Genomic DNA, 23719 nt, shown 5'->3' with positions numbered 1-23719 from the left:
GCGCAGCGACAGTCAGGACATGCCGCTCGCGCGCAACGCCGACGCCACCGGCTGGAAAAACTCCTCAGTGATGTAATGGTCCTGGGCGATGCGGCGATCGAGTTCCGCTGCAAGGTCTGGATTGCGCAGACGAGGAATGCCGAGCTCAGTGGCAGCTTCGGTGAGGTTGTGCGCGCGGACGGAACGTCCCTTGCACACAAGCCTTGGGACCTGTGTCTCACCCGGAACATAGCGCAACCCGACCATCACATCGTCGCCCTCAATGACCAGTGTTGCGCTTTCGATTCCTCCCCGCCCTCCCCCGTGCGCCAGCGATTGACGCTGACGGCGTTGTGCGGAGCGCACCTCCGGCAGGCCCTCCTGGTCTCTCCGCTCGCGCTTCGCCTCGCTTCGTGTCATCCGCATCTCGCGCATGAACAGTCCGCGCTGCAAGAGAACGTCGATAAGGCCGCCCACCATCAGCACGACGATTGCCGCGACGACGAGCGGTGCCATCACCGCCCCGATCACCGGCGCGAGGCACGAAAGGCCGCATCCTGGCGTGTGAACCAAGGAGTTGAGCGACATCGCGAGGACGAAAACCGAGATCGTGACGAGCAGGGTCGTCTTGACCAGACTCTTCACCAGCTCGATCAGGCTCTTGAGCGCGAAAATTCGCTTCAAACCCTTTGCGGGATGCAAGCGCTCTGCGCGGGGCTTGATAGGGTCAAGGCTGAAGACGATCCCCTTGGTGACGGCGACGTTGACGACGAGGGACATTAGGACGACGATGGCCGCCCCCCTTGCAAGGTATGGCACGGCGGCTTCGTACATCATCGTTCCGATCGTGCCCGCAGCTTCCCGAAACGGTTGCCCGCCCGCATCGCCCACGAGCATCATGGCTCCCCGTAGCCGCGCGAAAAGCTCCGGCAAGATCAGCCAGAGATAGAGCAGCATGGACGACAGGCATGCACCGGCGACCATATCGGTGCTGCGAAAGACCTGTCCCTTTTCGCGCGCCTTACGTAACTTCCGCTCGCTCGGAGGCAGCGTCCGCTCCTCAGTGCCGCCATCCTCACTCATCGCAGGAACTGCCCTAGCTGGTCCAGGATTCCGGTCAACTCTCCAAGCTGAGTACCGAAGTGATCGAGCAGAACGGCCGCATAGGGCGGCAGAACCAGGAAATAGACCAAGTTGCGCGCCGCCATCGAAAGATCGAACACATTCAACTGCGGTGCGAAACGGGCGATCACCATCAGCGCGAACATCGCAACGAACATGGCCGCCAGCACTGGGAATGCCAGGATCAATGCCAACTGCAGCACGCGGACGAGCATTTCCAGCGCCAATAGGCCGCTCTCCGCGCGTAGCAACGGCGCGAGCTCAATGACCGGCCAGAGCCTGTAGCTGCCATAAAGGGCTTCGACGACGCTATGAAAGCCGTCGGCTGCGACGAACAGAACCACCGCAGCGAGCATAAAAAGCGTGCCAGACGCGGTGGACTCGGTCATGGCGTTGGGATCCTGAAGCTGGGCATCGGGGGCCTGACGTTCGTAGTCGAGCAGGTCGCCCGCGACCTCGGCGGCCCAGAACGGGATCCCAAGCAGCAGACCAAGGAGCCCTCCGATGATCGCTTCCTTGAACCCGACCGCGACCAATCGCAATGTTTGCGTGCCGATCGGAGGAAGCACCTCAACAAGTCCGGTCATGACCGGTAGCGAGATCGCGACCACGAAGGCACCACGAATCAAGCCGGTCAGCCCGAGGCGAACAAACACCGGAAAGGTCATGACGAAGGCGCTGGGACGCGCGATGGCGAGCGCCAACGAAAGAAGATGACGGAAGACGAGATTGGCCCCCGCCTCGATGCTGTCCAACGGCATGAGGTCAAGCCCCATCGCCACTCCGCGTCGCCCATGTCCCTCCGAGCGCTATGAAGGGAAGGCCCGTCAACGCGTCAGTGCAGGAAAATCCGCAAGGATCTGATCGGCATATTGGATCAGCGGTGCCGCCAACACTGCGCCGAACACCGCCAGCGTGGCCACGACGGCAATCAGTTTGATCGTCTGCGGCAGCACCTGATCCTGAATCTGGGTTGCGGCCTGAAGAATTGAGACGAAGAGGCCAACAACCATCGCCACACCCAGGGGAGGCATGGCAAATATGAGAACGACCGTCAGACCCCTGACCAGATGATCGACGATCGTTGCTTGGCCCATTGCTTCCCCTCCCCATCTCGCAGGCTATCCGTAACTCAACACCAGGCCATGCATCAGCTTGGACCAGCCCTCGACCATCACGAACAAGAACAACTTGAATGGGACGGAGATCGTCGATGGCGGCACCATCGACATGCCCAGGGACATCAAAACCGCGGACACCACGAGATCAATCGCGATGAAGGGCAGATAGAGCAGGAATCCGATCTCGAAGGCGCGCTTGAGCTCCGAGCTCATGAAGGAGGGAACGAGGATAACGAGATCTTCGCTCGATAGCTTGGCCCTGCTGCTATCGGGCCATAAGCTGCCGGTGGCGGTGACGAAAAACTCCCGCTCCGCGACCGTCGTGAACCGGCTCAGATGTTCGCGAATTGGCTGGCCTGCCCGCTCAGCAGCATCTTTCCAGTCGGTAAAGGTTTGAAACTCGCTGGGACGATCATTGACGCGCTCATACACGGTCTCCACTAGCGGCGCGCTGACATAGGCCGTCAGAACCAGCGCAATGGCATAGAGCACGAGGTTTGGAGGCGTCTGCTGCACTCCCAGCGCGTTCCGGATCAGGAACAGGACCACGGCGATCTTGACGAACGATGTCATCGTCACGACGACAAAGATGACAAGGCCAAGTCCGGCGATGACCGCGAGAACAGCGAACAAATTGAACTGGGTCACGGCTTCAGCTCATTCGTGATTGAACAATCTGTTGATCCGCACGCCGATTGCCTCGCCGATCCTGACGATCTCGCCCTGCCCGATCCGCCGATTCCCCGCGTGTATCTCAATTGCATGTCGCGGATCCCGACCGAGATTGAAGACATAGCCGGGCGCAATCATGCGCAACTCGCCGAGAGGTATCTCGAGCTGGCCGATCTCAAATAGGAGCTTGATCTGGAGGTCGTCCAGGCTCACATCGTCTGCGCCTGTATCGACGCTTTCATATGCCGTCATGTCCACAGCCGTCCAATGATGATGAAGATCGCCTCTGATCTGGTGCAACGTGTCCACCACTGTCGCGTCGCTTCCCTCGAAGCGGCATGAGGTGAGACGACGCTCGCCGAAGACGGCGGCGACGCGTCCATCCGGCATCGCGTGTTCGATGATCACGATGTCTCCCGGCCGTAAGCTCGCAAGCAAGCGGGCGCTAACGCGCGTAACACCAAGCCGGAAGGCCGCGCAGATCGGAACTCCGGCGGCGGCAGCCGGACCCAATGCTTGAACTTGATTTGCCAAACGGGATTCGTATGGCTCTGGTAAAGACAGGTAAGCACTGAACGATCGTTCGCCAAACCTGCCGCGACACAGGATTCCGATCGAGTCCGGAACGCTGCCATCGAAGGAAGCATGCGTGAGGATGACGGGGAGGCCGAGCGTCTCCTCGATTGCATCAAGTATGGCGGCGCAGGCGAACTCGATCAGAAGCAGCAGATCGGGCTCGGCGAGCGTAGTTCGAGGCGGACCATCAATCGCCTGCAGCGTTGCATCGATCACCTCGACAGGCAGACTTACGGCGCATGGATCACCGCCGATCGTAAAATGCAGACGACACGCCGGCCGGCTCCAAACGCCCGAGGAGGCGCCCGAGAAGGAAATCCGCAGCGGCAGACCCGCCAACTCGCAGGTGAGTTCAGCCAGTCGCCGACACCAACGACGGGCACGTAGAACATCAGCGATGGATAGCACGTCCGGATGAAATTCGGTGATCTCACCGTCAGGCGCTCCGCGCCTGCGAGCGGGGAATGGCGCGTTCATGCTTGCCGCCCCGCCGCCCTGCCGTCCGAATTAGCCATCTCCTCTAGCAACGTCTCACGGTCCTCGCGACGGCGACGTGATTGCTGCGATAACTCATCCCACTTGCGACGCCTCCGATGAGCCTTCACGAATTCGAGGCGTAGACCCTGAACTTCGTTACGCGCAAGGTCGAGCGTACGGATGCTCGCAAGGCGCTGCTCGGCAAGCGCCATTGCCAGCGACTCGAGGCGCCTGAGTTGCGCGTCAAGTTGGGTGATCTCCCGCGCGGACATTGGACGCCCTACCATCTGCTGGTAGATCTGACCTTCGCGTGCGCCACGCGCCGCTGCTTGCAACGCAACCGCATGATTAATCTGCGTCAGTTCTGCAGCCGCTTCGACCTGTGCCTCCACGCCGCGCTGAAGCGCGGAATTCGCCCGCCGCTCCCTCTCTCCGAGAACGATCCGCATCCTGCGTATGCGCGTGAGCAGTGGATCGTACCTCATGACGCGAGCTGCTCGAGTTGATGGATCGTGCGATCCCACGGAACGACCTCGCCGAGGCCCTGCCGCAGAAAGGACTTGATAGCATCCTGCTTGGCGATCGCCTCATCGGCGATCGGATCGGATCCGGCCTTGTACTCCCCAACCTGCAGCAGGAACTCAAGCTCTGCATAGCGAGCTATGAGTTCACGCACCCTCCTGGCTGCAGAGCGATGACGGCTCGTCACGACCTGATCCATGACGCGGCTGAGGCTGGACACGATGTCAATCGCAGGGAAATGCGCCGACTGTGCGAGCTTAGGTGACAACGCGATGTGCCCGTCCAGAATGCTGCGCGTCTCCTCCGCGATCGGATCCGCGGTACCATCCCCCTCAACCAGCACGGTGTAAAATGCAGTGATTGAGCCGGCGACTCCGGGACCGGACCGCTCGAGCAACTCGGGCAATGCCGCAAACACCGACGGTGGAAAGCCCCGGCGCGTCGGCGGCTCGCCCGCGGCCAGTCCGATCTCACGCAATGCCCTCGCAAAGCGAGTGACACTGTCCTGCACCAGGAGCACGCGTGCGTTGCAATCCCGGAAGTACTCCGCGATCGTCACGGCGACATAGGCAGCCGTGACGCGCTCCGTCGGCGGCCGGTCGGAGGTTGCAACAATCACGACTGATCGCGCCCGAGCCGCTCCGGCCAGGCAGCGCTCGACCATTTCTCGAACTTCGCGCCCACGCTCGCCAATCAGTGCGACAACGCAGACGTCGACGTCCGCGTTCTGGACGATCTGGGCGACAAGCGACGATTTGCCCGCGCCGGGTTCGCCATAGATGCCGATCCGCTGCCCCTCGCCGCAGCTGAGCAGACCATCGATCGCCCGGATGCCAAGTGACAAAGGGCCGTCAACGAGCCGCCGTGCCAAGGGCGCCGGCGCAGCTCCGCGGACTCGTCGAATCTGGTCGAACTCGGGCCATCCTCGTTCCTGAACGTCGAGAGGGCGCCCGAGCCCGTCGACGACGCGGCCGAGCAGCGCTGGCCCAACCATGATGCCGAGGGCCTGCCTTGTCGAGACGACTTCCGTTCTTGTTGAGAGACCCGCCACGTCTCCGAGAGGCGTCAGCAACGCGACTCCGCCTTCGATGCCCACGATCTCGGCCCGCAGATCAGCCGAGGCATGGGCAGAACGGAGCAAACAGATATCGCCAACACGCGCATCGGGAACGATCGCCCTGATGAGGGTCCCCGACACCTGAATCACGCGCCCGCGGATCGGGCGCAGTTGCGAACGGCCTGCAGCTTCACGCAACTGCGGCAGGATTCGCGCGAGTCGGTGCGTGGCAGAGCCTGCCGGCATCATGGCTCCACCCCCTCGAAACCGGCACGCAGCGCCAAGGCGAGCTGCTCCAGTTGGGCGTCAACGGAAACATCGATCTGCCCGAACTCGCTCCAAAGCATACAGCGCCCCGGCGCAAACTGCGGGTCCGACACGATGGTGAGCTGGTCGGCACCATCCTCCAGCAGCGTCGCCACTCGTACACGGATGGACTCCATCTCCTGCGGCGCAGTCATCAGCACGAGGGCCGTACCGGAACGCATCTCTTCGAGTGCTCTGGTGATGGCGCGCGCGGCGAGATCGTCCGGCTCAAAACTTCCGAGGATCTCCCTGATGATCTCGACGACGAGCGTGATAAGTTCGTCTTGCAGATCGGCGACGAAATCATCAACCGTGACCTTCGTTTCCGCAATCAGGCGGGCCGCCTCCTCAACTCCCGCGAGACGACCATCCTCGAAGCCTCTCATGCGCTGCTCTTCGAACGCGAGCCGGGCCTGCGCGGCGATCTGCTCGCATTGCCGCCGGGCGTCGGCAAGAGAGGCAGCCGCGGAAAACCAGGTCTCCGCCTCTTCGGCTCGAACCACGGGTCCGAGCGGATGGAACGTGCCGACAGGCTTGTCACTCTCGGGGGCTTTCACGGCACCATCCCATCGGCTAGAACGCGATCAACAATCTCCGGACCAAGCTGTTGGTGTCGCCGCGAGACCGAGGAGCCCAGCGGCGAGTTAATCGGAAATCGAAGAAGGATGCGGCTGCGCAAGGTGGCGGGGAGTCGCCAGATTGCGGCATTGAGACATTGCATCCCATCACCTCGGATGAGGTCCGCAAGCGCAGATGGATTCGGGGGGCGATCGGGTTTGGGCGACAGATCGATATTGGCGAGCGCGACCTTGTGGAGTCGGGAATCGAATTCTCCGAGATGCTCCCGGAGCGTAGTCTTGAGGACCGTGGAACGAATTGCGTGGGCATGCCAAACACCGCCGGCCAGCTCACCGACGCGGCATAGCTGCTCACAGTCGAGAAGCGCAATGCGACTGCGCGTGTCAGCGACGTCGGCTGCCGTGCAGCAATCAAGCTCATAATGCACAACGATCCGCTCTGAGATATCTCGGTGGAGTCGGTCGCAGGCGAGAATCCGTGCGGCAAGCCCGGGCGAAACGCCCGGTACGCACGCGAGAAATCGTTCAACGTGGATGTAGCGTGCCGGTAATCGACAAAACGTGTCCATATCGATCACCGGCCAATGCCCCACCGGCGCGCCGGGTTCGCAGCCACCGCCGACCTTCGGAGCACGCAAGCCAAGGGATGCTCCAGGTTGCACAAGCCTACTCATTTGCCGGCCAAGCCCACTTCAATCGCACTAGGATATGACACGCAGCCGATCACGCGCCGGCCTTCGCGCCTCCCGACGCGGCGCGTTGCGTTGCGCATATCCCACGCGTGCCCGGCGCCAGAGCTGGAAGATTCCGATCGATCCCAGCAGCCCCAGCCCTACCGCGGCTGACACCTGCAGGATGAGCGGACCGTCACGCAGGGCAGATCCGTCGTGAGATAGAACGGATGCCGTCGTCTCGATCGACGTGGAGGGGCTGACTTCGACGGGATCCGAACTGCCACGCACGAAAACCACGGCCACCCTGTCGTACGTCAGTCCTTCGACACTGTTGGCAATGAGGGTCTTGATCTGCGGTAGGAGCACGGCGATTTCGGCGCGCGCGTCGTGCTTGATGAACACCGATGCCGCCGACGACGGAACCTGATCGTGACGCAACGGGTCTATCTTAGGCAGCACCACGTGGACTCGGGCAGAGATGACTCCGTCGATCTCCATGATCGTCCTTGCCAACTCTTGATTGAGCGCGTGAATCAACCTGACTCGCTCCTCTGTGGGTGACGACACCAGACCATTGCTTGAGAATATGCTGCCCATGTCTTCGAACTTCGCACGCGGCAACCCGGACGCATTCAGCAGCGTCACAGCGTCGGCAAATCGCTCCTGCTCGACCCTGACAGTATTGCTGCCGTCCTTTGCCTGGAGTCGGTCGGCGGCGATGCCGTGGTGCAGCAGAAGGGCCACCATCAGATTAGCCTCCTTCTCGCTCAAGCGGCTATAGAGCTCACCCTTGCAACCGCTCAGCATGAACGCCAAGCCCAGCACCAGCGCCAAATTCAATCCGCGCCCTCGAGCGGCCAGCCATTGTTTGCCGCAACCGGCCATTCTCATTGTCCCTTCAAGAACGTGTTGAAGATCCGGGTTGACTCGGTCGAGATTTTCGACATCAGCGTCGCCTCAATGGCAAACGAGAATGCGTACTCCAGCATTTGCAGGGCCTGACGGCCCGCGTCTGGCTTGTCCGCTCCCAGGGCCGTTCCGCCAATGTTGGAAGACGCTGGACCGGATGCTGCCGGCTCCGGCATGAGATTGAGCTCGGGCGCGACATTGCGCTGGACCCGCTCGTACGAACTCTCCATCCACTCCATCACCTTGCCGCCGAGTTGGTCGACGGCGTGCTCAGGCTCCATAGGCAGTTTAGTGACCGATCTATGCAGAGCGTCCTGAAACGACTGCTGGGCGGCCGCTCCGGGCTCAACGGCTCCGAAACTGACACCAACTGTTCCGGAAGCTGTGACGCCACCCAACGGCGCAATCGTCGTCATGTCACCGCTCCATGCCGTCTCAGGACCCCTCGTGCTCTCGCCATTGCTCACTCCAAACAAATAATGACTCACAAGGACAGCCGGACCATGGCTTGCACAACGGATCAGACAGAGCTTTGCACGGCGCCCAGCGGGGCAGAGCATAATATTTTCCTAATATATTCTCCGACGCACCCGCGACCGCTGTGATTGAATGAGATGAGCTTGATAGCAACAAGTACATGTGAGTCTGCTCGTGGGTACGCGCGATCAACTACACGATTGCCACGATTGTTCCGCGACAAGGCCGCACGAAGGCCACGTTTTCCCATGCGACCCTTTGGCATCTCGGGTTCTGGTCCCATTGCGCAGCGGGGCTGCGATCGCGACCGTCTGCCTGACGCTCTCGGCGGCTGCAATCCACACCACGTCCGCAGACGCGGGTGAACCTGCTTGGCCGACCGAGTCCTACAGGTACACCATCGTCGACCAAGACCTTGGCAACGTTCTTCAGGAATTCGGACGAAATACCGGCCTGCGGTTAGAGGTGAGCCCGGAAGTACGGGGACGTGTGCGCGGGCCTCTGCCTGAACTCAAGGCAAGAGAATTCATCGAGCATCTATCCCGGAACTACGGACTCGACTGGTATTTCGACGGCTTCCGGATTTATGTCACTAGCAACAAGGAAGCTTCGAGCAGGCTCGTTCAACTCGGTGCCGTGCCGCTCCAGCGTCTCGAAGCCGCACTTCGCGATCTCGCGCTCTCCGACGCGCGATTCTCACTCAGATCCATCAAGCAGGCCGACATGGCCCTGGTCTCGGGTCCCCCGCAATACATCCAAGCGGTGGAGCGTACGCTCGCAGCACTGAAGCCTCGAGCTGACCAGCCATCGTCCGTCACCGTCTATCGCGGGGAGCACGTCCAAGTGGTCAAGCTCAACGCCCCAGGCGACGTGCCATGACGCAGATCAACGGGTTCGCAAGTCCTGCCAGATCGACCGGACGGATCAAAGGAGGGTCAGAATGGCCGTAGAAGCATCGAGCATGACGACCGCGATGGCAAGCGCCTCGAGCAGCAGCGAGGCAGTCTCGGCTGAGGATCAAGCAAAGTTCGAGGAGGCGTTTCTCAGCGCAATGCCGCAGGCGGCCGCGTTCATGCTCATGACTGTTGCTCAGGACGGTATTCAGGAGATGGCATCCGTTGGCGACGAGAATAGTGCAACCCCGGATCCGTGACGGAGCCTGCCGACTGACGCCTCGTTAGACCCTTTGCTCAGAACAAGACAGATAAGACATCGGATCGCAAACAAGGAGAGAGTTGCATGTCTAGGGTCAGCTCCCACGCATCATCCTCACGTGAAGCTCACACCGGTCACATGATGGGTCCGCACGGACACGCGTCGTCCTGGCCCGGCTTTGCAGGATTTCAGCCCACGCTCGGCGGGTCGTCAGCTCATCCGGCTCATCGCTGTGATGCGGGGGATTGGTGGCAGTCGTCGATGCCGCCCGCTTCGCAGCAGCAAGATCCGCGGACGTCTTCCATAGCATCGGACGTTCTTGGATTGGTCGCGGACGCAAAGACACCTGCAGACAAGGCGGCTCTGATCTCGGCGGCCATCAGCATCCTGAGGGGCGGACCGAGCCAGTGCGACGCGCGGAACAACGGCCGCGTTGCCAAGATCCTTGGTGACCTGACCCATCAGATCACGAATTCCACTGGGCCCAGCGATCCCGCCAAAGGTCAGCTGCTCGACGGGATCGCGAAGATCCTGAAGCAACTCGTGTCCGGCCCATCCCATCAACCCGGCGCGAACAGCTCGATACTCAAGACGCTGAATCAGCTCGTCAGCCAAGTCTCAGAGGCAAAGGGCCTTGACCAAGCGACGAAGAACAACATCCTCGACAAGCTTTCCTCGATCATTCTGCAACTCGCGGATTCAAGCTCGGGATCGCCATGCGACCGCTCCGCGGGACACCTCTCGGCCGACAACCATATCACCGACAGAGCTGAGTAAAGCAACGAGGCCTCATTCTCGCAACGCGACGAGAGCGATGAGACCAGGACGTTGAAGGAAGCGCGAGAGGCGTACCTCACAAGGTGCGCCTCGGGACGGGATCCAAGCCGCCGCTTCAGCCGAGAGGTGATCAGCGTGGACAACGCTAACGATCACTTCCCGGCTGGAGGGCATTCCCCGACAGCCCAATCCTCAACGCAACACGAACATAGAGAGATAAAGCGATGTCCCATTCAACAGGCTCCGTTTCTTCGACGACGTCATCGAACTCGAGCATCGATAGCGCGATCGCGAAGATGAAGAGTGCCTTCGACGAAGCGATCAAGACGAATGCCGAGATCACGACCAAGAAGACGCACTGGGGATCGATCGAGACGGTCGCGCAGCAGCGCCCGAACGTCGGCTGATCCAGCGATCGCCCTCGGACAGCTACCAACCGCTTACGGCACGGGGCGTTCGTACCGAGCGCTCCGCTGCCAACATGGCTGCTAGGCCCTGATGGAGAGGCAGAGAATGCCGGCATCACCGTCCCCATTCGAACTCACAATCCGATCGGGCCTTCATGCCGGGGTCAGGCAAGAACTCGACGCCGGGACCTATCTGGTGGGTCACTCGATGGACGCCGATGTCGTTCTCATGGATGACTGTCTGGCTCCTTTGCACGCGCGGTTCGCGCTAGAGGCGGACTGTTGCGAAATCGAAGGCACCGCAGATAATGTTCTGCTGAACGGCACCCTGCTCGGTGCCGGAGAAGCACGGATCAGTCGTTATCCGGCCGATGTCGTTCTGAATGGAATTCAGCTCCGCTTCACCCGCAAGCGCAGAACGACCCGCTATACCTTCTTGAGGTATGGACTCGGCACCGCCGCGATCCTGGTCTGTCTAGCCCTGCTTCTGCAGGGATTTCCCGCTGGTGCGGACAAGGTGCCCGGCGATGGCGGCTATGCCACAGCTGAGCGGCTGAGATCCCCCCGCTGCGACTCCGACTGTTCGACGAAATATCCGAGCAGGCACGCGCCCAATTCGCCCGCCCCCACCCTTACGCCCGCACGACTGCCCGGCCAGGACAGAACGGGACGGGCCGGCGCGGAGCCCGGCGCGCCGGTGGCGGATTTGAACAGCGCGGCGGACGCGCTGCGCCAGCGATTGCTGACTGCGGGCCTCACGACCGTCGAGATTGTCAGCGACTCAAACGCCATCACGGCGAGAGGAAGCATTGAACCCGCGGCGTTAGGCAGGTGGCGCGACATTGAGCGATGGTTCGACGGCACGTTCGGCATTGCCATCGTGTTGACGAGCCAGGTCGAGGCGAAATCTGTAAAGCGTAGCGCCCCTTTGACCGTTCAGGCGATTTGGGCCGGAAATGGGCCGTATGTCATTGATGGACGCGGTCAGAAGCTGTTCGCAGGCGCCGTTATCAGCGAAGGGTGGATCGTCGATCGAATTGAACAAGATCGGGTCGTATTGCGTCGCGGCGCAGACCTGCTCGCCGTGAGCTTGTAAGACCATGCCGCTCTGCGTTTCGATCAATGTGACGAAGGTTTCGATCCCGCTTGGATGGAACCGCAGATTATGACGGCCATTGTCGAGAGCTTGACCCGCTGGTCGAACGACAAGCGCGAGCTTCTCGTCGTCATCCTGATCGTCAGCACGATCATGGCGATGATCCTGCCGATTCCGACGGCGCTCGTCGACGTCATGGTGTCCGTCAACATCGGCGCGTCGATTCTGCTGCTGATGGTGGCGTTCTACTTGAACGCCGCGGTCGAATTCTCCGCACTTCCGGCAATCATTCTCATATCCACGGTGTTCCGGCTCTCGATTTCCATCACCATTACGCGCCTAGTGCTCAGCCAGGCCGATGCCGGGTCCATCGTTCAGACCTTTGGCGAGTTCGTCGTTTCCAGCAATGTCGTGGTTGGGCTCGTGGTGTTCCTGATCATCACGATCGTCCAGTTCGTCGTCATCACCAAAGGATCTGAACGGGTCGCCGAAGTTGCTGCCCGATTCACGCTCGATGCGCTGCCGGGGAAGCAGATGAGCATCGATGCCGACCTTCGCAACGGCGACATCAACCAGGCCGAGGCCCGGCGCCGCCGACGCCGGCTGGAGCGCGAGAGCCAGCTCTACGGAGCGATGGACGGCGCCATGAAGTTCGTCAAAGGTGATGCGATCGCCGGTCTCATTATCATCGCCGTCAACCTCGTTGGCGGCATCGTTGTCGGCACCGTGCAGCACAGGCTGCGTATCAGCGAAGCGATCCAGCTCTACTCGTTGTTGACGATCGGCGACGGCTTGGTCTCCCAAGTCCCGGCGCTGTTCGTGTCGATGGCGGCGGGAACGGTCGTGACCCGGGTTGCGACAGAAGCGCCGAGCAATCTTGGTTCCGAGATCATGGAGCAGATCACGTCGCAGCCGCAATCCCTGCAGCTGGCCGGTCTCATGATGCTCGGGCTGGCGTTCGTACCGGGTTTTCCGGCGCCGATTTTCCTTTTTATGGCCACCGTGTTCGGCGGCTCCGGCGTTGCGATGCTCTTGGCTCGACGGCGAGCCCAACGAACCTCCGGCACGGCGCAACCGTCCGACCCGTCAGAGCCCACGAGAAGTTCGCGGATCGCTATCCCGGCGGCCAAGTCTGCACCGATCATGATCCTCGCGGAAGCCGCCTTGTGCGATGAACTGCGGAGAGCCGGCATTCATGATCGGATCAGGCGGACGCGACAGGACGTGGCAGACTGGCTCGGATGCGCCTGTCCAGGGGCGGCAGTCGACGAAAGCAGCGCCCTGGCGCCCGGTCATTTCAGGATCGAGCTGCATGGCGTGCCTCTTCTGCTCTCGTCCGGTGAACTGGATCAGCCGACAACCCGAACGGCGGGGGGAGCGGCCATCTCCGCAGTCGATGCCGAGCTGCGGCGCGTTCTTGTCCGCTATGCGCCGGAGTTCCTCGGCATACAGGAGACCAAGCGCCTGCTCAACCAGTTAGAGGCTGACTACGCCGACTTGGTGCGCGAGGCCTTGCGTGTGGTCCCTACACAGCGCATCACCGATGTCCTTCGCCGGCTGCTCGACGAGCGGGTGTCCATCCGCAATCTGCGGCTGATTCTTGAGACGCTGGCCGAGTGGGGAATGCGGGAGCAGAGCAGCGTCATGCTGGTCGAGCACGTGCGGCTGGCGCTGCGCCGGCAGATCTGCTTCGAAAGCTCAGGATTTGATCGGACCTTGCGCTGCTTCGTGCTTGATCGACAGACAGAGGAAGCGATCCGAACGGCCGTGCACGCCCTCGATGAAAACGCTCAGACGTCTCTCGATCCTGCCGTCAGCACGCGCCTGCTTGATGCGTTGACCCGGCAGCTTGCCGACGTCGATCATCTTGCCGCATCGCCGAGTATTGTACTGGCCTCCGCCGACCTGCGCCGGGTGGTCTGGACGCTGCTTGCGCCGTCCGGTCTCAATGTGGTCGTGCTCTCCTATCAGGAAATCTCAAAGGACTTTCGGGTCGAGCCGATCGCCGTCCTTGGATTGGATGAATCACGCGAGCAGGCTGAACCTTCCCCGATCCCGGCGATGCAATGAACCAGTCAACCCGCGACGACACCTGCGAGGTTTCGAGACCTGAACTATAAGACAGTGCAATATCCGTAGGAAGTACATGCGTAGCTCTGAAGGCCGGGAAACCGCGTTCAACAACCATCTGAAACCAAGTGCCGGTGTTTGCAGGCGAATGGCGCTGGCTGGCAGCATCGCCGGTCTGCTCTGCGCCTGTTCGTCGCTGAGCCCAGACATTGGCGGACCGGTGCCGACGCCCACGACCGCACGCGCCTCGGTCGAGGGTCGCAATCTCCCGGCCTCCACGGCAGCCGCAGCAGCTCCCGCCAACCAAGTCGCCGGGATGGAAGACAAGGACGATCGAATCAGAAAAGCGCGAAGCGAGCTCGCCAGACATCAAGCCGAGCCTGCCCTGGCAATCTTTACCAGCGTGCTCACCTCGGACCCCGAGAACATTCCGGCGCTCAACGGCCTCGGAGTGGCTCTCGACATGCTCGGCCGCCATGACGAAGCTCAGACAGCCTATCGTCAGGTGCTCGCAATCGCCCCCGCCGACATGATCGCAAGCAACAATCTGGGCCTGTCGCTTACCTTGACGGGCCGGTACGCCGACGCGATGACGGTTCTGCGGCCGATCGCGCTCGGTGAGAGCGCCTCGCCTCGTGCACGCCAGAACCTCGTGATCGCTATGGCGCTGAGCGGAGATCGCGATGGCGCCGCCAAGCTTGCGCGGGTCGACCTTCGGGAAGAGGACGTGAGGCTCAATCTCGAGATGCTTTCGGCGATGCGGCGCTGACGATGGGACCGTTTCGAATTTCGCCATCCGCCTGGCTGACCTCGATCGTGGTGATCCTTACGATGCTGGTTCATTGCGCGCCGGCATCATCCAACGCGCGGCAACAGGTGCGAATCTACGCGTCTCAGGGCGAGATGCTGACCTTGCCCCGTCCGGCTTCCAAGGTCTTCGTCGCCGAGCCGGCTGTTGCGGACGTCCAGGTCGCGGCCGCCAACCGCGTCTTCGTTTTCGGCAAAAAGCCCGGCCGTACGACGCTCTTCGCGCTCGACGATTCCGGCGCGACCGTCGCGACGTTCCGGATTGCGATTGCCTATGACGAAAGTGATCTACGGCAGCTGCTGCGAGCTCAATTCGCAGACCTCGACGTCAGGCTGTCGCGGACGCCGCGCGGCGCGGTGCTGAGCGGGCTGGTGCCCAACGCCGACATCGCCGAGAAGGTCCGCTCCACCTGCGCGCAGTTCCTCGGCGAGGACGAGGTGCTGCTCAATCAGTTGAAGATAGGCGGTAGCACGCAGGTGAACCTGCGGGTCCGTATTGCCGAAGTCTCGCGCAACGCGGTGAAGCAACTCGGCGTCAACTGGGAGGCCGCAGGCTCGGCCGGTGGCTTCAGCTTTGGGCTCTCGTCGGCGGCCTCAGGGAGGATCAATACGCCGGCAAACGGCAGCTACAGTGTGACTGCCATCGTGGATGCGCTCGCTCAGGAGGGACTGGTTTCAATCCTGGCAGAACCGACGCTCACCGCTGTTTCGGGTCAGAAGGCGAACTTCCTGGCAGGCGGCGAATTTCCGATCCCCGTCGCCCAAGGGCTGGACCGCATCTCGATCGACTTTCGTCGCTACGGCGTGGGACTGGAGTTCACACCGACGGTACTCTCCGATCGTCTGGTCAACCTGCAGGTCAAGCCCGAGGTCAGCGAGCTCTCGAACGAAGGCGCCCTGATCATGAACGGCGCCCGCGTCCCGAGCCTGATTACCCGGCGGGCGGAGACCACAGTCGAGCTCGGCAGCGGGGAGAGCTTCGTAATCGCCGGACTGCTGCAGAACAAGTTCAACACCGGCCTGGACATGTTGCCGGGGCTGGGCGACCTGCCGGTACTGGGCGCTCTGTTCAGGTCGACACAGTTCCGGAAGAACGAATCCGAACTGATCATCATCGTCACGCCGACAATCGTTCGCCCGATCAGCGAATCGGCACGCATACCGGTCCCGACCGACTTCGTCGGGCCGCCTTCCGAGCTTGAGCGCATCATATTCGGCCGTCTTGGAACGACTCGCCCCGGGGCAGGCCCGATCGAGGTGCCGGTGCCGGGCCGGAGATTGCGTGGCGATGCCGGCTTCCTGATCGAATGACGGTCCTCCAAGGAGCGATAAACATGGCACCGATCAGAAGCGGCCTCGCCATTGCCCTCGCGGTGCTGGCTGCAGGCTGCGCTGTGGACCGGACGGCACCGCCACCGCAGCTCGCAGGTGAGACCGTTCATTACGTCTACGATGTACCTGCAGGACGCTGTTCTGCGGCGAGTTCCGGCGTCGAACACTTCGTGGCCGCGACGGCGAATGGCCGCCCTGAAAGCGTCCGTGCCTGGATCGAAGGACCGCCGGGGCCATGCACGGCGGCGATCGAGCATTCCATCATCCGAGCCGGCGTGGATCGCTCCCACGTCAGGCACGACGTTGCCTCGGCAGTGCACCACGCGACGCGTGTTCACATCGATCGCCTGCTCATCAGCTCCGTTCGCTGCCATCTGTCGGATGGCTTCAATCGCGGCATCTTCGCCGACAATGATGCCGATCCGGCCCTCGGCTGCAGCACGGCTGCGGCCTTTGGCGGCATGGTTGCGGATCCGGAGGATCTTCAAGCCGGAAAAGGACGTAGCCGCGCGGAAGGGGAACCGGCCACCCGCGCGGTCGCGAATTTGCGCGGGGAGCAACCAACCCGTGCCGAACCAACCGGCGAGGACCACCCGCAGACCACGGCTCATCCCGCGCAATGATTGTTCAAGCCGGAGAGCTCAGCCAGTCGCCATTCCGACCTGGAGAAACTTCAGCGTCGCACGTTGCTCAAGGATAAAGCGGAAGCGATGGTGCCGTTGATCCGCAGATTTCTTGATCGCAAGCCCTCGGAGAGCTCTAATATTTTCCTGCGAAAGAGGTCGGGGGCGAAGTATCCAGAGGAGGTACGCCTCCGACTTCCACTTGAAGACGCGGTCGGGTTCGAGACAGCGGATCTCGACGTCGCAGCGTCACGGCGCGTTGGCTCAGCTATCAAGTTGTCCGTGTTGGATTACGCGGCTAAGTCGCTCTCTCCATCGGTCTCTTCGAGTTCGCTGCACGAAGACGTCGCTCCCCCCCAAAGGACTCTTTTTCGAGCCTGTCCGCGGCGACATAGATGACATCGGCTTTTGCAGCGGCCTGGATCGGGCTTTGACGCAGCGACCGCCGCGCCACGACATCGTCCCTTACAATCACATGTGTTCGGACCGCTTCTTCTCTTTTCGGCCGGACGAGAGCGGCAGCGCACTGGGCAGCGTCGAGGTGAAGGAGGCACTGGTCTACGATCAGTACATGCGCGGCGACATCGACTTCACGGGCTTCAGGGTGACCATCTCGCTACGAGAGCAGGCCTGCCAAGCCTATCTGAGTCACGTCGGCATGCGGCAACCTGAGCTGCGCGATCGCGAGTCCCGGGATGGCCGCCTTCTCTTCCGCATCCCCTCGCGTCCTTTCGCGTTTCCCATGCCGCGCGGAAACTCCGATCCGTGGACGTTCGGAAAACGGGTGGTCGACCCATTGCAGGCGATCGCCCGGTTCGCCTTCGACGAGATCGAAATCCAACTGCTGCGTGACGACCGAGGCCGCCGCGTGACCATGGGCGAGGCTGCGTGCGACAGAGATCCCGGCTGGCACGCGCCCTTGCGTCTGCGGGCCTGACGCGCAGCGCGCCTCAGCCGCGCACCACGCCGGCCCGCGACTTCAGGAACTCGCGCGCGACGATCAGCTTCTGCACTTCGGTCGCGCCTTCATAGATGCGCAGCGCGCGGATCTCGCGGTAGAGGCTCTCCACGATCTCGCCCTTGCGGACGCCGCGGCCGCCGAACATCTGCAGGGCACGGTCGATGACGCGCTGGGCGGTCTCGGTGGCCGTGAGCTTGGCCATCGCGGCCTCGCGCGTGGTCGGCAGCTTCTGCACGTCGCGGCGCCAGGCCGCGCGGTAGGTCAGGAGCGCGGCGGCATCGGTCTCGGTCGCCATCTCGCCGAACGCCGCCTGCGTCATCTGCAAGTCCGACAACGTGGCGCCGAACATCTTGCGGCTCTGCGCATGCGCCTGCGCCTCGTCGAGCGCGCGACGGCCGAAGCCGAGGGCGGCGGCCGCCACCGAGGCGCGGAAGATGTCGAGCGTCTGCATCGCCAGCTTGAAGCCGCCGCCGGGCGCGCCGAGCCGGCGGTTGGCCGGGATGCGGCAATTCTGCAGGCGGAGCGTCGCCAGGGGATGCGGTGCGATCACCTCGATGCGCTCGGCCACGGAGAACCCCGGATCGTCGGGAAACACGACGAAGGCGGAGATGCCGCGCGCGCCGGGCGCCTCGCCGGTGCGGGCGAACAGCGTGTAGACGTCGGCGATGCCGCCGTTGGAAATCCAGGTCTTCTCGCCATCGAGCACGTAAGTATCGCCGTCCAGCCGCGCCGCGCAGGCCATCGCGGCGACATCGGAGCCCGCCTCCTTCTCCGACAGCGCGAAGGCCGCGAGCCATTCGCCGGCGCGCACCTTGGGCAGCACACTGGCGCGCAGCTCCGGCGAGCCGCCGAGCGCGATGGCGCCGGAGCCCAGTCCCTGCATGGCGAAGGCGAAATCGGCGAGGCCGTCGGCATAAGCGAGCGTTTCGCGCGACAGGCAGATCGCGCGCGAGTCGATCGCGCCGGCATCCGCATCGGGCGCCACGACGGCGCTGTCGAGCAAGCCTGCGGCACCAAGCGCGCGCACGATCTTGCGGCAGGCGGTGTCAACGTCGTCGTGATCGACGTCGTCGAGGACGCCGGAGCCGACGAAGCGATCGAGCGCCTCGCACAGCCGATGATGCCGCGGCTCGAAGAACGGCCAGTCGAGCCAGTCGCGCGGGATGACCTTGGCCGATGCACTCATGATGGATCTGTCCGCCATATTATTTTAAGTATAAAATAATTGGCGATCGATCGGCTTGTCAAGGTTCCGGCAGCGTCATCCGCGACCCGCCGCGTCCGGTGCGCTTCACTCCGCCGCCTTGCCGAGCTTGCCGAACACGCGCGTCGGCGCCGGGAAGCCGCAGGAGGTGCCGTCGGTGATCTTGACATGATCCTCCCACGGCAACCGATAAGTGCCGGCGACCATGTCGTGCATGAAGGTGTAAGGGCAGTCCATCGCGCCACCTTTCACCGCGACATAGCCGCGGTGCCAGAGCTGGTAGATGTTGTTCTCGACGCCCCAGTTGATGCGAGCCTCGCGCACGAGATCGGGGCGCACCTCGGCGGTGATGATCTCGTCGGCGCGCCCCGTCGTGCCGTGCGCGATGATGCTGCCGTCGAAATTGACGATCATGCCCTCGCCCATCGAATCGAACGAGCCGTCGGAGCCGCACATGCAGACATTGGCCGTCACCATCAGGTTCTGGAACGCATTGGCCTGATTGGTGAAGCGCCAGCTGTCGCGGATCGGCGCGGTGTAGCCGGCGGTGCGAATCATGATTTCGGCGCCCTTGTAGGCGCATTCCCGCGCCATCTCCGGGAACATGCCGTCATGGCAGATGATGAGCGCGATCTTGGCGCCGCGCGGTCCCTCGATCACGGGTATGCCGAGATCGCCGGGCTCCCACGGCTCGACCGGAATCCACGGATGCAGCTTGCGGTAATACAGCTTGATGTCGCCGTGGTCGTCGATGATCAGACCCGAATTGTAGGGGTTGCCGTCGGGGTTGTGCTCCATGATCGAGAAGCAGCCCCAGATCTTGTTGTCGATGCAGGCCTGCCTGAACGCGGCGACCTCCGGCCCGTCGAGCCGGCACATGATCTCGGGATTGGTGTCCATCGACAGCCCGTGGAGCGAGTATTCCGGGAACACCACGAGATCCATGGTGCCGAGATTCCGCCGGGCCTTGCCGACCATCCAGACGATCTTCTCGGTCTGCCGCGCGAGGTCGTCCTTGCTCACAACGACCGGCAGCTGCAGCTGCACCAGGCCGATGACCACGCCGTTGTCGGATTTATTGAGACCGCCTAACCCGTTCATGCCGGACCTCCCTGGATGTCGCCACTGCTCGAGACGTTGCCCAAGACAACCACGATTTCACGAGAGCCGCGCGCCGATATTTCAGCCCGCCATTTGCCGCTTGCTGAGGCAGCGGTCGCCGGCGCTTCGGGAGTCAGACGACGGATGATCGTTGCAGGCGCGCTTGGAACCGCGTCAGCGCGCGGCCGAAAACGGCCGCCTCACCGGTTGCGCGCGCCAGCACCAGTGCACCCTGGATGCCGAGCACCACCTCCTCGGCGCCGTCGGCGGCCTGTGCCGCCGGCCAGCCGTCGCGGATCAGCGCATCGCGCAAGGCCTCGATCCAGCGTGTGAAGTAGCTGGCGATGGCGGCGGCGAAGCGATCCCGCGTCTCGTCGAGCGCGAACGCCCCGACGAGGCAGACGCGTCGGCCGGAACGGAAGTAGTCGTCGACGCCACTCCACATCCGCGCGATCGACTGCTCCGGCGGATCATCGCGCAGCGGCGCATAGATCTCGCGCTCGAACCAGGCGTCGACATGCGCCAGCACCGCCCGCCCCATCTCGTCCTTCCCGCCTGGAAAGAAGTGATAGAGGCTGCCTTTGCCCAATCCCGTCATCTCGGTGATCCGGCTGAGCGAGGTGCCCTCGAAGCCGAACTCGCGGAACACCTCGGCAATCAGCGGGATGACGTCGGCGCGCTCGTTGAGCGTCCGCATGGCTCTCCCTGCGTCAAAGTCCCAAGTCGGTCAGTCCGGGATGATCGTCCGGCCGGCGCCCGAGAGGCCAGTGGAATTTGCGATCGACCGCCTTGATCGGCAGGTCATTGATGCAGGCGTAACGGCGCTGCATCAGCCCCTGCGCGTCGAACTCCCAATTCTCGTTGCCGTAGGAGCGAAACCAGTTGCCGCTGTCGTCGTGCCACTCATAGGCGAAGCGCACCGCGATCCGGTTGTCGCCGTGGGCCCAGATTTCCTTGATCAGGCGGTAGTCGAGCTCCTTGGCCCATTTGCGGGAGAGGAAGGCGACGATCTCGGCGCGGCCGGTGATGAACTCGGCCCGATTCCGCCACCGGCTGTCGGGCGTGTAGACCAGCGACACGCGCTCGGGGTCGCGGCTGTTCCAGCCATCCTCGGCCATGCGCACCTTCTGGGTGGCGGTCTGCAGCGTGAACGGCGGGGCGAGAGAGCTCACGGGACATCTCCTTGTGTACTATATCGTACGGACTATACCGATCGGTACACACCGTCAACCCTCAGATGTCGAGCGGAGCTCCAGGCACAGGCTCGGCCGTGCGCAATCCGCGTCGACGCGCGAGGGCCTACTATCCCTGCGGTGCCCCTCTACCAAATGTGCGCGTCGCGACAGTCAGGACCCTTGTGTGCTCAACGGAAATTCGATGATCTGCTAAGGGAACCGACCGCGCCGCGGGGGCGACACGGTCCGTCGGCCACACTTTTGGGGATATCGGACATGTCGATGCTCACGCCGCATGGCGAGTGCCTGCTGTGGACACCTGAGCTGATCTGGGTGAACACGGTGTCCGACATCCTCATCTCCTTCGCCTTCTTCACCATCGCGTTCGTGCTCGCCTTCATCGTCTATCGCCGCCGCGACTTTCAGTTCAGCTACATCTTCTGGGCCTTCGCGCTGTGGGTGTCCGTCTGCGGGCTGACACGGCTGATCGAGGTGCTCACGATCTGGGTTCCGGCCTACAGCCTGGAGGCGGCGACCAAGGGCTTCCTGGCCTTCCTGTCGGTCGGCATCGCCGCCGCGCTGTTGCTGCTGCTGCCGCGGGTGCTGACGATGCCGTCCCGCGCCGAGCTGCGGAACGCCTATGCGCAGCTCGAGGAGGAGACGCGGCAACGGCGCAGTGCGGAAGCCATGGTCCGGCGGTTCCAGGAGATCGAGGCCACCGAGGCGCAGGTGCGGCAGGCGCAGAAGATGGAGGCGATCGGCCAGCTCACCGGCGGCGTCGCCCACGACTTCAACAACATCCTCACCGTGATCACCGGCACCATCGAGATCCTGGCCGAGGCGGTGAAGGACCGGCCGCAGCTGGTGCAGATCACCAGCCTGATCAACTCGGCGGCGGCGCGCGGCGCCGACCTGACGAAACACCTGTTGGCGTTCGCCCGCCGCCAACCGCTGCAGCCGCGCAGCGTCGACATCAACGGCATGGTGGTCGACACCGCCCGCCTGCTGCGCCGGACGCTCGGCGAGCAGATCGAGATCGAATCCATGCTGGCGCACGATTCAGCACCGGCCATGATCGACCCCAGCCAGCTGTCGACCGCGATCCTGAACCTCGCGCTCAACGCGCGCGATGCCATGCCGAACGGCGGCAAGCTCACGCTGGAAACCAAGAACGTGCTGCTCGACGCCGCCTATGCGCGCATGAACCCGGAGGTGATCCCCGGCAACTACGTGATGATCGCGGTCAGCGACACCGGCGAGGGCATTCCCGCCAACCTGCTCGACAAGGTGTTCGAGCCGTTCTTCACCACCAAGGACGTCGGCAAGGGCGTCGGCCTCGGCCTCAGCATGGTCTACGGCTTCGTCAAGCAGTCCAACGGTCACATCAAGATCTACAGCGAGCCGGGGCACGGAACCTCGGTCAAGCTGTACCTGCCGCAGGCCAATGCCGATGCCGATGCGGCACTGTCGACCATCGGCGCCGAGGGCATGGAGCGCGGCGACGAGACGATCCTGATCGTCGAGGACGATTCGCTGGTGCGCGAATATGTCATCGCCCAGATCAAGCGGCTCGGTTACACGACGCTCGCGGCCAGCAAGGCCGACGAGGCGCTGGCGCTGATCGACAGCGCGACGCGGATCGATCTTTTGTTCACCGACATCATCATGCCTGGCGGAATGAACGGCCGCCAGCTCGCGATCGAGGCGCTGAAGCGGCGTCCCAGCCTCAAGGTGCTGTACACGTCGGGCTATACGGAGAACGCGATCGTTCACCACGGCCGCCTCGATGCCGGTGTGCTGCTGCTCACCAAGCCGTATCAGAGCGCCGATCTCGCACGCATGCTGCGGACCGCACTGAACTCTTGACCGTGCGATGCGCGACGCATGATCCGGCCTGCGGGCGCGCGCGTTTCCGGGCCGGTGATGCGCACCTTCTTGCGGAGCTGAGGGACTTGAATGGCTGAGATGTTTTCACGCGGGCTGGCCGCCGTGCAGGCCTATGCGTCGGCCGATGACCCGCAGTCCGACATCGCCGCCAAGGTCGCGCTGATCATCGTCTCCAACCAGCCGTTCTATCCGCTCTATCTCCATGCTATCGTGGGCGCGGCGGCGTGGCCGGCCTGGCTGACGCTGCTCACGACGCCATTGTTCGCCAGCGTGCCGATGCTCGCGCGGCGCAGTCCGTTCGCCGGCCGCGCCTTGATGGTCCTGACCGGCACGGCCAACACGGTGTTCTCCGTCAAGCTGTTCGGCGCGCAGAGCGGCGTCGAGCTGTTCCTGCTGCCTTGCGCCCTGCTCGGCGCGCTGCTGTTCCGGCCAGCGGAGCGCCTGATGTCGTTGCCTTTGCTGGGACTGCCATTCGTGTCCTATCTGCTGATCGATGCCCGCCTTGGCGCGCCGCTGATGAAGGTCGCCAACTCCAATTACGGGTCGCTCGTCGCAATCAACGCGACCAGCGTCGGCGCGCTGACGGCCCTGATCGGGATCCTCGCTGCCGGACGCATGGCGACGCAGTAAGGCGCAGCAGGCCCGCCTCGTCCC

At 63.0% G+C, this 23719-nt stretch carries 26 protein-coding genes; 11 read left to right on the top strand and 15 right to left on the bottom strand.

Annotation, left to right across the window (positions count from 1 at the left end):
- Positions 1-12: 12 nt before the first annotated feature.
- The 11 genes from ACQR0U_RS02170 to ACQR0U_RS02120 form a co-directional block, all read right to left on the bottom strand.
- Positions 13-1062: an EscU/YscU/HrcU family type III secretion system export apparatus switch protein gene (locus ACQR0U_RS02170; RefSeq protein WP_315715076.1), complete on the bottom strand. Its 1050-nt coding sequence runs from the start codon at positions 1060-1062 to the stop codon at positions 13-15.
- Positions 1059-1877 carry a type III secretion system export apparatus subunit SctT gene (sctT, locus tag ACQR0U_RS02165; protein ID WP_315715075.1) on the bottom strand — a complete coding sequence of 273 codons (819 nt, stop codon included), beginning with the start codon at positions 1875-1877 and terminating at the stop codon, positions 1059-1061. Before sctT ends, ACQR0U_RS02170 begins: the two co-directional genes overlap by 4 nt.
- Before the next feature lie 51 nt (positions 1878-1928).
- On the bottom strand, positions 1929-2198 hold the full coding sequence (sctS, locus tag ACQR0U_RS02160; RefSeq protein WP_315715074.1) for a type III secretion system export apparatus subunit SctS: 270 nt from the start codon (positions 2196-2198) through the stop codon (positions 1929-1931).
- Between the two features lie 24 nt (positions 2199-2222).
- On the bottom strand, positions 2223-2870 hold the full coding sequence (gene sctR, locus ACQR0U_RS02155; RefSeq protein WP_315825604.1) for a type III secretion system export apparatus subunit SctR: 648 nt from the start codon (positions 2868-2870) through the stop codon (positions 2223-2225).
- Positions 2871-2879: 9 nt separating this feature from the next.
- The gene (sctQ, locus tag ACQR0U_RS02150; protein WP_434842516.1) at positions 2880-3947 is read right to left on the bottom strand and encodes a type III secretion system cytoplasmic ring protein SctQ; all 1068 of its coding nucleotides are present in this window, start codon (positions 3945-3947) and stop codon (positions 2880-2882) included.
- The gene (locus ACQR0U_RS02145; RefSeq protein ID WP_434842515.1) at positions 3944-4396 is read right to left on the bottom strand and encodes a hypothetical protein; all 453 of its coding nucleotides are present in this window, start codon (positions 4394-4396) and stop codon (positions 3944-3946) included. Before ACQR0U_RS02145 ends, sctQ begins: the two co-directional genes overlap by 4 nt.
- A gap of 32 nt (positions 4397-4428) precedes the next feature.
- Positions 4429-5772 carry a FliI/YscN family ATPase gene (locus ACQR0U_RS02140; protein ID WP_409997691.1) on the bottom strand — a complete coding sequence of 448 codons (1344 nt, stop codon included), beginning with the start codon at positions 5770-5772 and terminating at the stop codon, positions 4429-4431.
- On the bottom strand, positions 5772-6389 hold the full coding sequence (sctL, locus tag ACQR0U_RS02135) for a type III secretion system stator protein SctL (RefSeq protein ID WP_315825608.1): 618 nt from the start codon (positions 6387-6389) through the stop codon (positions 5772-5774). Before sctL ends, ACQR0U_RS02140 begins: the two co-directional genes overlap by 1 nt.
- The gene (locus tag ACQR0U_RS02130) at positions 6386-7048 is read right to left on the bottom strand and encodes a SctK family type III secretion system sorting platform protein (RefSeq protein WP_315825609.1); all 663 of its coding nucleotides are present in this window, start codon (positions 7046-7048) and stop codon (positions 6386-6388) included. The genes sctL and ACQR0U_RS02130 overlap by 4 nt, the downstream gene beginning before the upstream one ends.
- Positions 7049-7111: 63 nt before the next feature.
- Positions 7112-7969: a type III secretion system inner membrane ring lipoprotein SctJ gene (gene sctJ / locus ACQR0U_RS02125; protein ID WP_434842514.1), complete on the bottom strand. Its 858-nt coding sequence runs from the start codon at positions 7967-7969 to the stop codon at positions 7112-7114.
- Between the two features lie 2 nt (positions 7970-7971).
- On the bottom strand, positions 7972-8409 hold the full coding sequence (locus tag ACQR0U_RS02120) for a hypothetical protein (RefSeq protein ID WP_315825611.1): 438 nt from the start codon (positions 8407-8409) through the stop codon (positions 7972-7974).
- Positions 8410-8752: 343 nt separating this feature from the next.
- Between ACQR0U_RS02120 and ACQR0U_RS02115 the strand changes: the two genes are divergently transcribed.
- The 9 genes from ACQR0U_RS02115 to ACQR0U_RS02075 all read left to right on the top strand — a co-directional run bounded on the left by ACQR0U_RS02115 (position 8753) and on the right by ACQR0U_RS02075 (position 17674).
- Entirely contained in the window at positions 8753-9349 is a 597-nt protein-coding gene (locus tag ACQR0U_RS02115; protein ID WP_315751844.1) for a nodulation protein NolW, read from the top strand.
- Positions 9350-9410: 61 nt separating this feature from the next.
- Complete coding sequence (locus ACQR0U_RS02110) at positions 9411-9623, top strand: hypothetical protein (protein WP_315751843.1); 213 nt, start codon at positions 9411-9413, stop codon at positions 9621-9623.
- Between the two features lie 263 nt (positions 9624-9886).
- Positions 9887-10402, top strand: coding sequence for a hypothetical protein (locus ACQR0U_RS02105; protein ID WP_316186535.1), 516 nt, complete (start codon positions 9887-9889; stop codon positions 10400-10402).
- Positions 10403-10915: 513 nt separating this feature from the next.
- Positions 10916-11905, top strand: coding sequence for a SctD/MshK family protein (locus ACQR0U_RS02100; RefSeq protein WP_316189443.1), 990 nt, complete (start codon positions 10916-10918; stop codon positions 11903-11905).
- 54 nt (positions 11906-11959) lie between these two features.
- A complete protein-coding gene (locus ACQR0U_RS02095) occupies positions 11960-13975 on the top strand; it encodes a flagellar biosynthesis protein FlhA (protein WP_316189442.1) in 2016 nt (671 codons plus the stop codon).
- Positions 13976-14051: 76 nt separating this feature from the next.
- Positions 14052-14744 carry a tetratricopeptide repeat protein gene (locus ACQR0U_RS02090; protein WP_315784312.1) on the top strand — a complete coding sequence of 231 codons (693 nt, stop codon included), beginning with the start codon at positions 14052-14054 and terminating at the stop codon, positions 14742-14744.
- 2 nt (positions 14745-14746) lie between these two features.
- Positions 14747-16093, top strand: a complete 1347-nt coding sequence (locus ACQR0U_RS02085; protein ID WP_315784314.1) for a type II and III secretion system protein family protein — start codon at positions 14747-14749, stop codon at positions 16091-16093.
- A 23-nt stretch (positions 16094-16116) separates the two neighbouring features.
- On the top strand, positions 16117-16737 hold the full coding sequence (locus tag ACQR0U_RS02080) for a hypothetical protein (protein WP_316166316.1): 621 nt from the start codon (positions 16117-16119) through the stop codon (positions 16735-16737).
- A gap of 430 nt (positions 16738-17167) precedes the next feature.
- Positions 17168-17674, top strand: coding sequence for a hypothetical protein (locus tag ACQR0U_RS02075; protein WP_316166317.1), 507 nt, complete (start codon positions 17168-17170; stop codon positions 17672-17674).
- Positions 17675-17687: 13 nt separating this feature from the next.
- Here ACQR0U_RS02075 and ACQR0U_RS02070 read toward each other — a convergent pair whose 3' ends face one another.
- From ACQR0U_RS02070 to ACQR0U_RS02055, 4 genes are all read right to left on the bottom strand, one after another.
- Positions 17688-18884 carry an acyl-CoA dehydrogenase family protein gene (locus ACQR0U_RS02070; protein ID WP_316166318.1) on the bottom strand — a complete coding sequence of 399 codons (1197 nt, stop codon included), beginning with the start codon at positions 18882-18884 and terminating at the stop codon, positions 17688-17690.
- 105 nt (positions 18885-18989) lie between these two features.
- Entirely contained in the window at positions 18990-20003 is a 1014-nt protein-coding gene (locus ACQR0U_RS02065; RefSeq protein ID WP_316166319.1) for a formamidase, read from the bottom strand.
- 133 nt (positions 20004-20136) lie between these two features.
- A complete protein-coding gene (locus ACQR0U_RS02060; protein WP_316166320.1) occupies positions 20137-20700 on the bottom strand; it encodes a TetR/AcrR family transcriptional regulator in 564 nt (187 codons plus the stop codon).
- Between the two features lie 13 nt (positions 20701-20713).
- Entirely contained in the window at positions 20714-21175 is a 462-nt protein-coding gene (locus ACQR0U_RS02055; protein ID WP_316226039.1) for a nuclear transport factor 2 family protein, read from the bottom strand.
- A 279-nt stretch (positions 21176-21454) separates the two neighbouring features.
- Here ACQR0U_RS02055 and ACQR0U_RS02050 point away from each other — a divergent pair, with 279 nt between their 5' ends.
- Both ACQR0U_RS02050 and ACQR0U_RS02045 read left to right on the top strand, forming a co-directional pair.
- Positions 21455-23044: an ATP-binding protein gene (locus tag ACQR0U_RS02050; RefSeq protein WP_315715052.1), complete on the top strand. Its 1590-nt coding sequence runs from the start codon at positions 21455-21457 to the stop codon at positions 23042-23044.
- 90 nt (positions 23045-23134) lie between these two features.
- Positions 23135-23695 (top strand): hypothetical protein, encoded by a 561-nt coding sequence (locus ACQR0U_RS02045; protein WP_315751831.1) that lies wholly within the window; start codon positions 23135-23137, stop codon positions 23693-23695.
- Positions 23696-23719: the final 24 nt, after the last annotated feature.

Source organism: Bradyrhizobium sp. HKCCYLRH3097 (assembly GCF_051167875.1).
Classification (GTDB): domain Bacteria; phylum Pseudomonadota; class Alphaproteobacteria; order Rhizobiales; family Xanthobacteraceae; genus Bradyrhizobium.
Note: the sequence above shows the minus strand (reverse complement) of the source record. Positions and strands in the feature narration are given on the sequence as shown.

Bases quoted from the DNA above. Each gene is read 5' to 3' on its own strand.
- ACQR0U_RS02145 (WP_434842515.1), bottom strand. From the start codon at position 4,396: ATGCGGATCGTTCTCGGAGAGAGGGAGCGGCGGGCGAATTCCGCGCTT.
- ACQR0U_RS02050 (WP_315715052.1), top strand. From the start codon at position 21,455: ATGTCGATGCTCACGCCGCATGGCGAGTGCCTGCTGTGGACACCTGAG.
- sctT (WP_315715075.1), bottom strand. From the start codon at position 1,877: ATGGGGCTTGACCTCATGCCGTTGGACAGCATCGAGGCGGGGGCCAAT.
- ACQR0U_RS02170 (WP_315715076.1), bottom strand. From the start codon at position 1,062: ATGAGTGAGGATGGCGGCACTGAGGAGCGGACGCTGCCTCCGAGCGAG.
- ACQR0U_RS02090 (WP_315784312.1), top strand. From the start codon at position 14,052: ATGCGTAGCTCTGAAGGCCGGGAAACCGCGTTCAACAACCATCTGAAA.
- ACQR0U_RS02085 (WP_315784314.1), top strand. From the start codon at position 14,747: ATGGGACCGTTTCGAATTTCGCCATCCGCCTGGCTGACCTCGATCGTG.
- ACQR0U_RS02065 (WP_316166319.1), bottom strand. From the start codon at position 20,003: ATGAACGGGTTAGGCGGTCTCAATAAATCCGACAACGGCGTGGTCATC.
- ACQR0U_RS02060 (WP_316166320.1), bottom strand. From the start codon at position 20,700: ATGCGGACGCTCAACGAGCGCGCCGACGTCATCCCGCTGATTGCCGAG.
- sctS (WP_315715074.1), bottom strand. From the start codon at position 2,198: ATGGGCCAAGCAACGATCGTCGATCATCTGGTCAGGGGTCTGACGGTC.
- ACQR0U_RS02140 (WP_409997691.1), bottom strand. From the start codon at position 5,772: ATGCCGGCAGGCTCTGCCACGCACCGACTCGCGCGAATCCTGCCGCAG.
- ACQR0U_RS02095 (WP_316189442.1), top strand. From the start codon at position 11,960: ATGGAACCGCAGATTATGACGGCCATTGTCGAGAGCTTGACCCGCTGG.
- ACQR0U_RS02120 (WP_315825611.1), bottom strand. From the start codon at position 8,409: ATGACGACGATTGCGCCGTTGGGTGGCGTCACAGCTTCCGGAACAGTT.
- ACQR0U_RS02045 (WP_315751831.1), top strand. From the start codon at position 23,135: ATGGCTGAGATGTTTTCACGCGGGCTGGCCGCCGTGCAGGCCTATGCG.
- ACQR0U_RS02105 (WP_316186535.1), top strand. From the start codon at position 9,887: ATGCCGCCCGCTTCGCAGCAGCAAGATCCGCGGACGTCTTCCATAGCA.
- ACQR0U_RS02080 (WP_316166316.1), top strand. From the start codon at position 16,117: ATGGCACCGATCAGAAGCGGCCTCGCCATTGCCCTCGCGGTGCTGGCT.
- sctQ (WP_434842516.1), bottom strand. From the start codon at position 3,947: ATGAACGCGCCATTCCCCGCTCGCAGGCGCGGAGCGCCTGACGGTGAG.
- ACQR0U_RS02070 (WP_316166318.1), bottom strand. From the start codon at position 18,884: ATGAGTGCATCGGCCAAGGTCATCCCGCGCGACTGGCTCGACTGGCCG.
- ACQR0U_RS02100 (WP_316189443.1), top strand. From the start codon at position 10,916: ATGCCGGCATCACCGTCCCCATTCGAACTCACAATCCGATCGGGCCTT.
- ACQR0U_RS02110 (WP_315751843.1), top strand. From the start codon at position 9,411: ATGGCCGTAGAAGCATCGAGCATGACGACCGCGATGGCAAGCGCCTCG.
- sctJ (WP_434842514.1), bottom strand. From the start codon at position 7,969: ATGGCCGGTTGCGGCAAACAATGGCTGGCCGCTCGAGGGCGCGGATTG.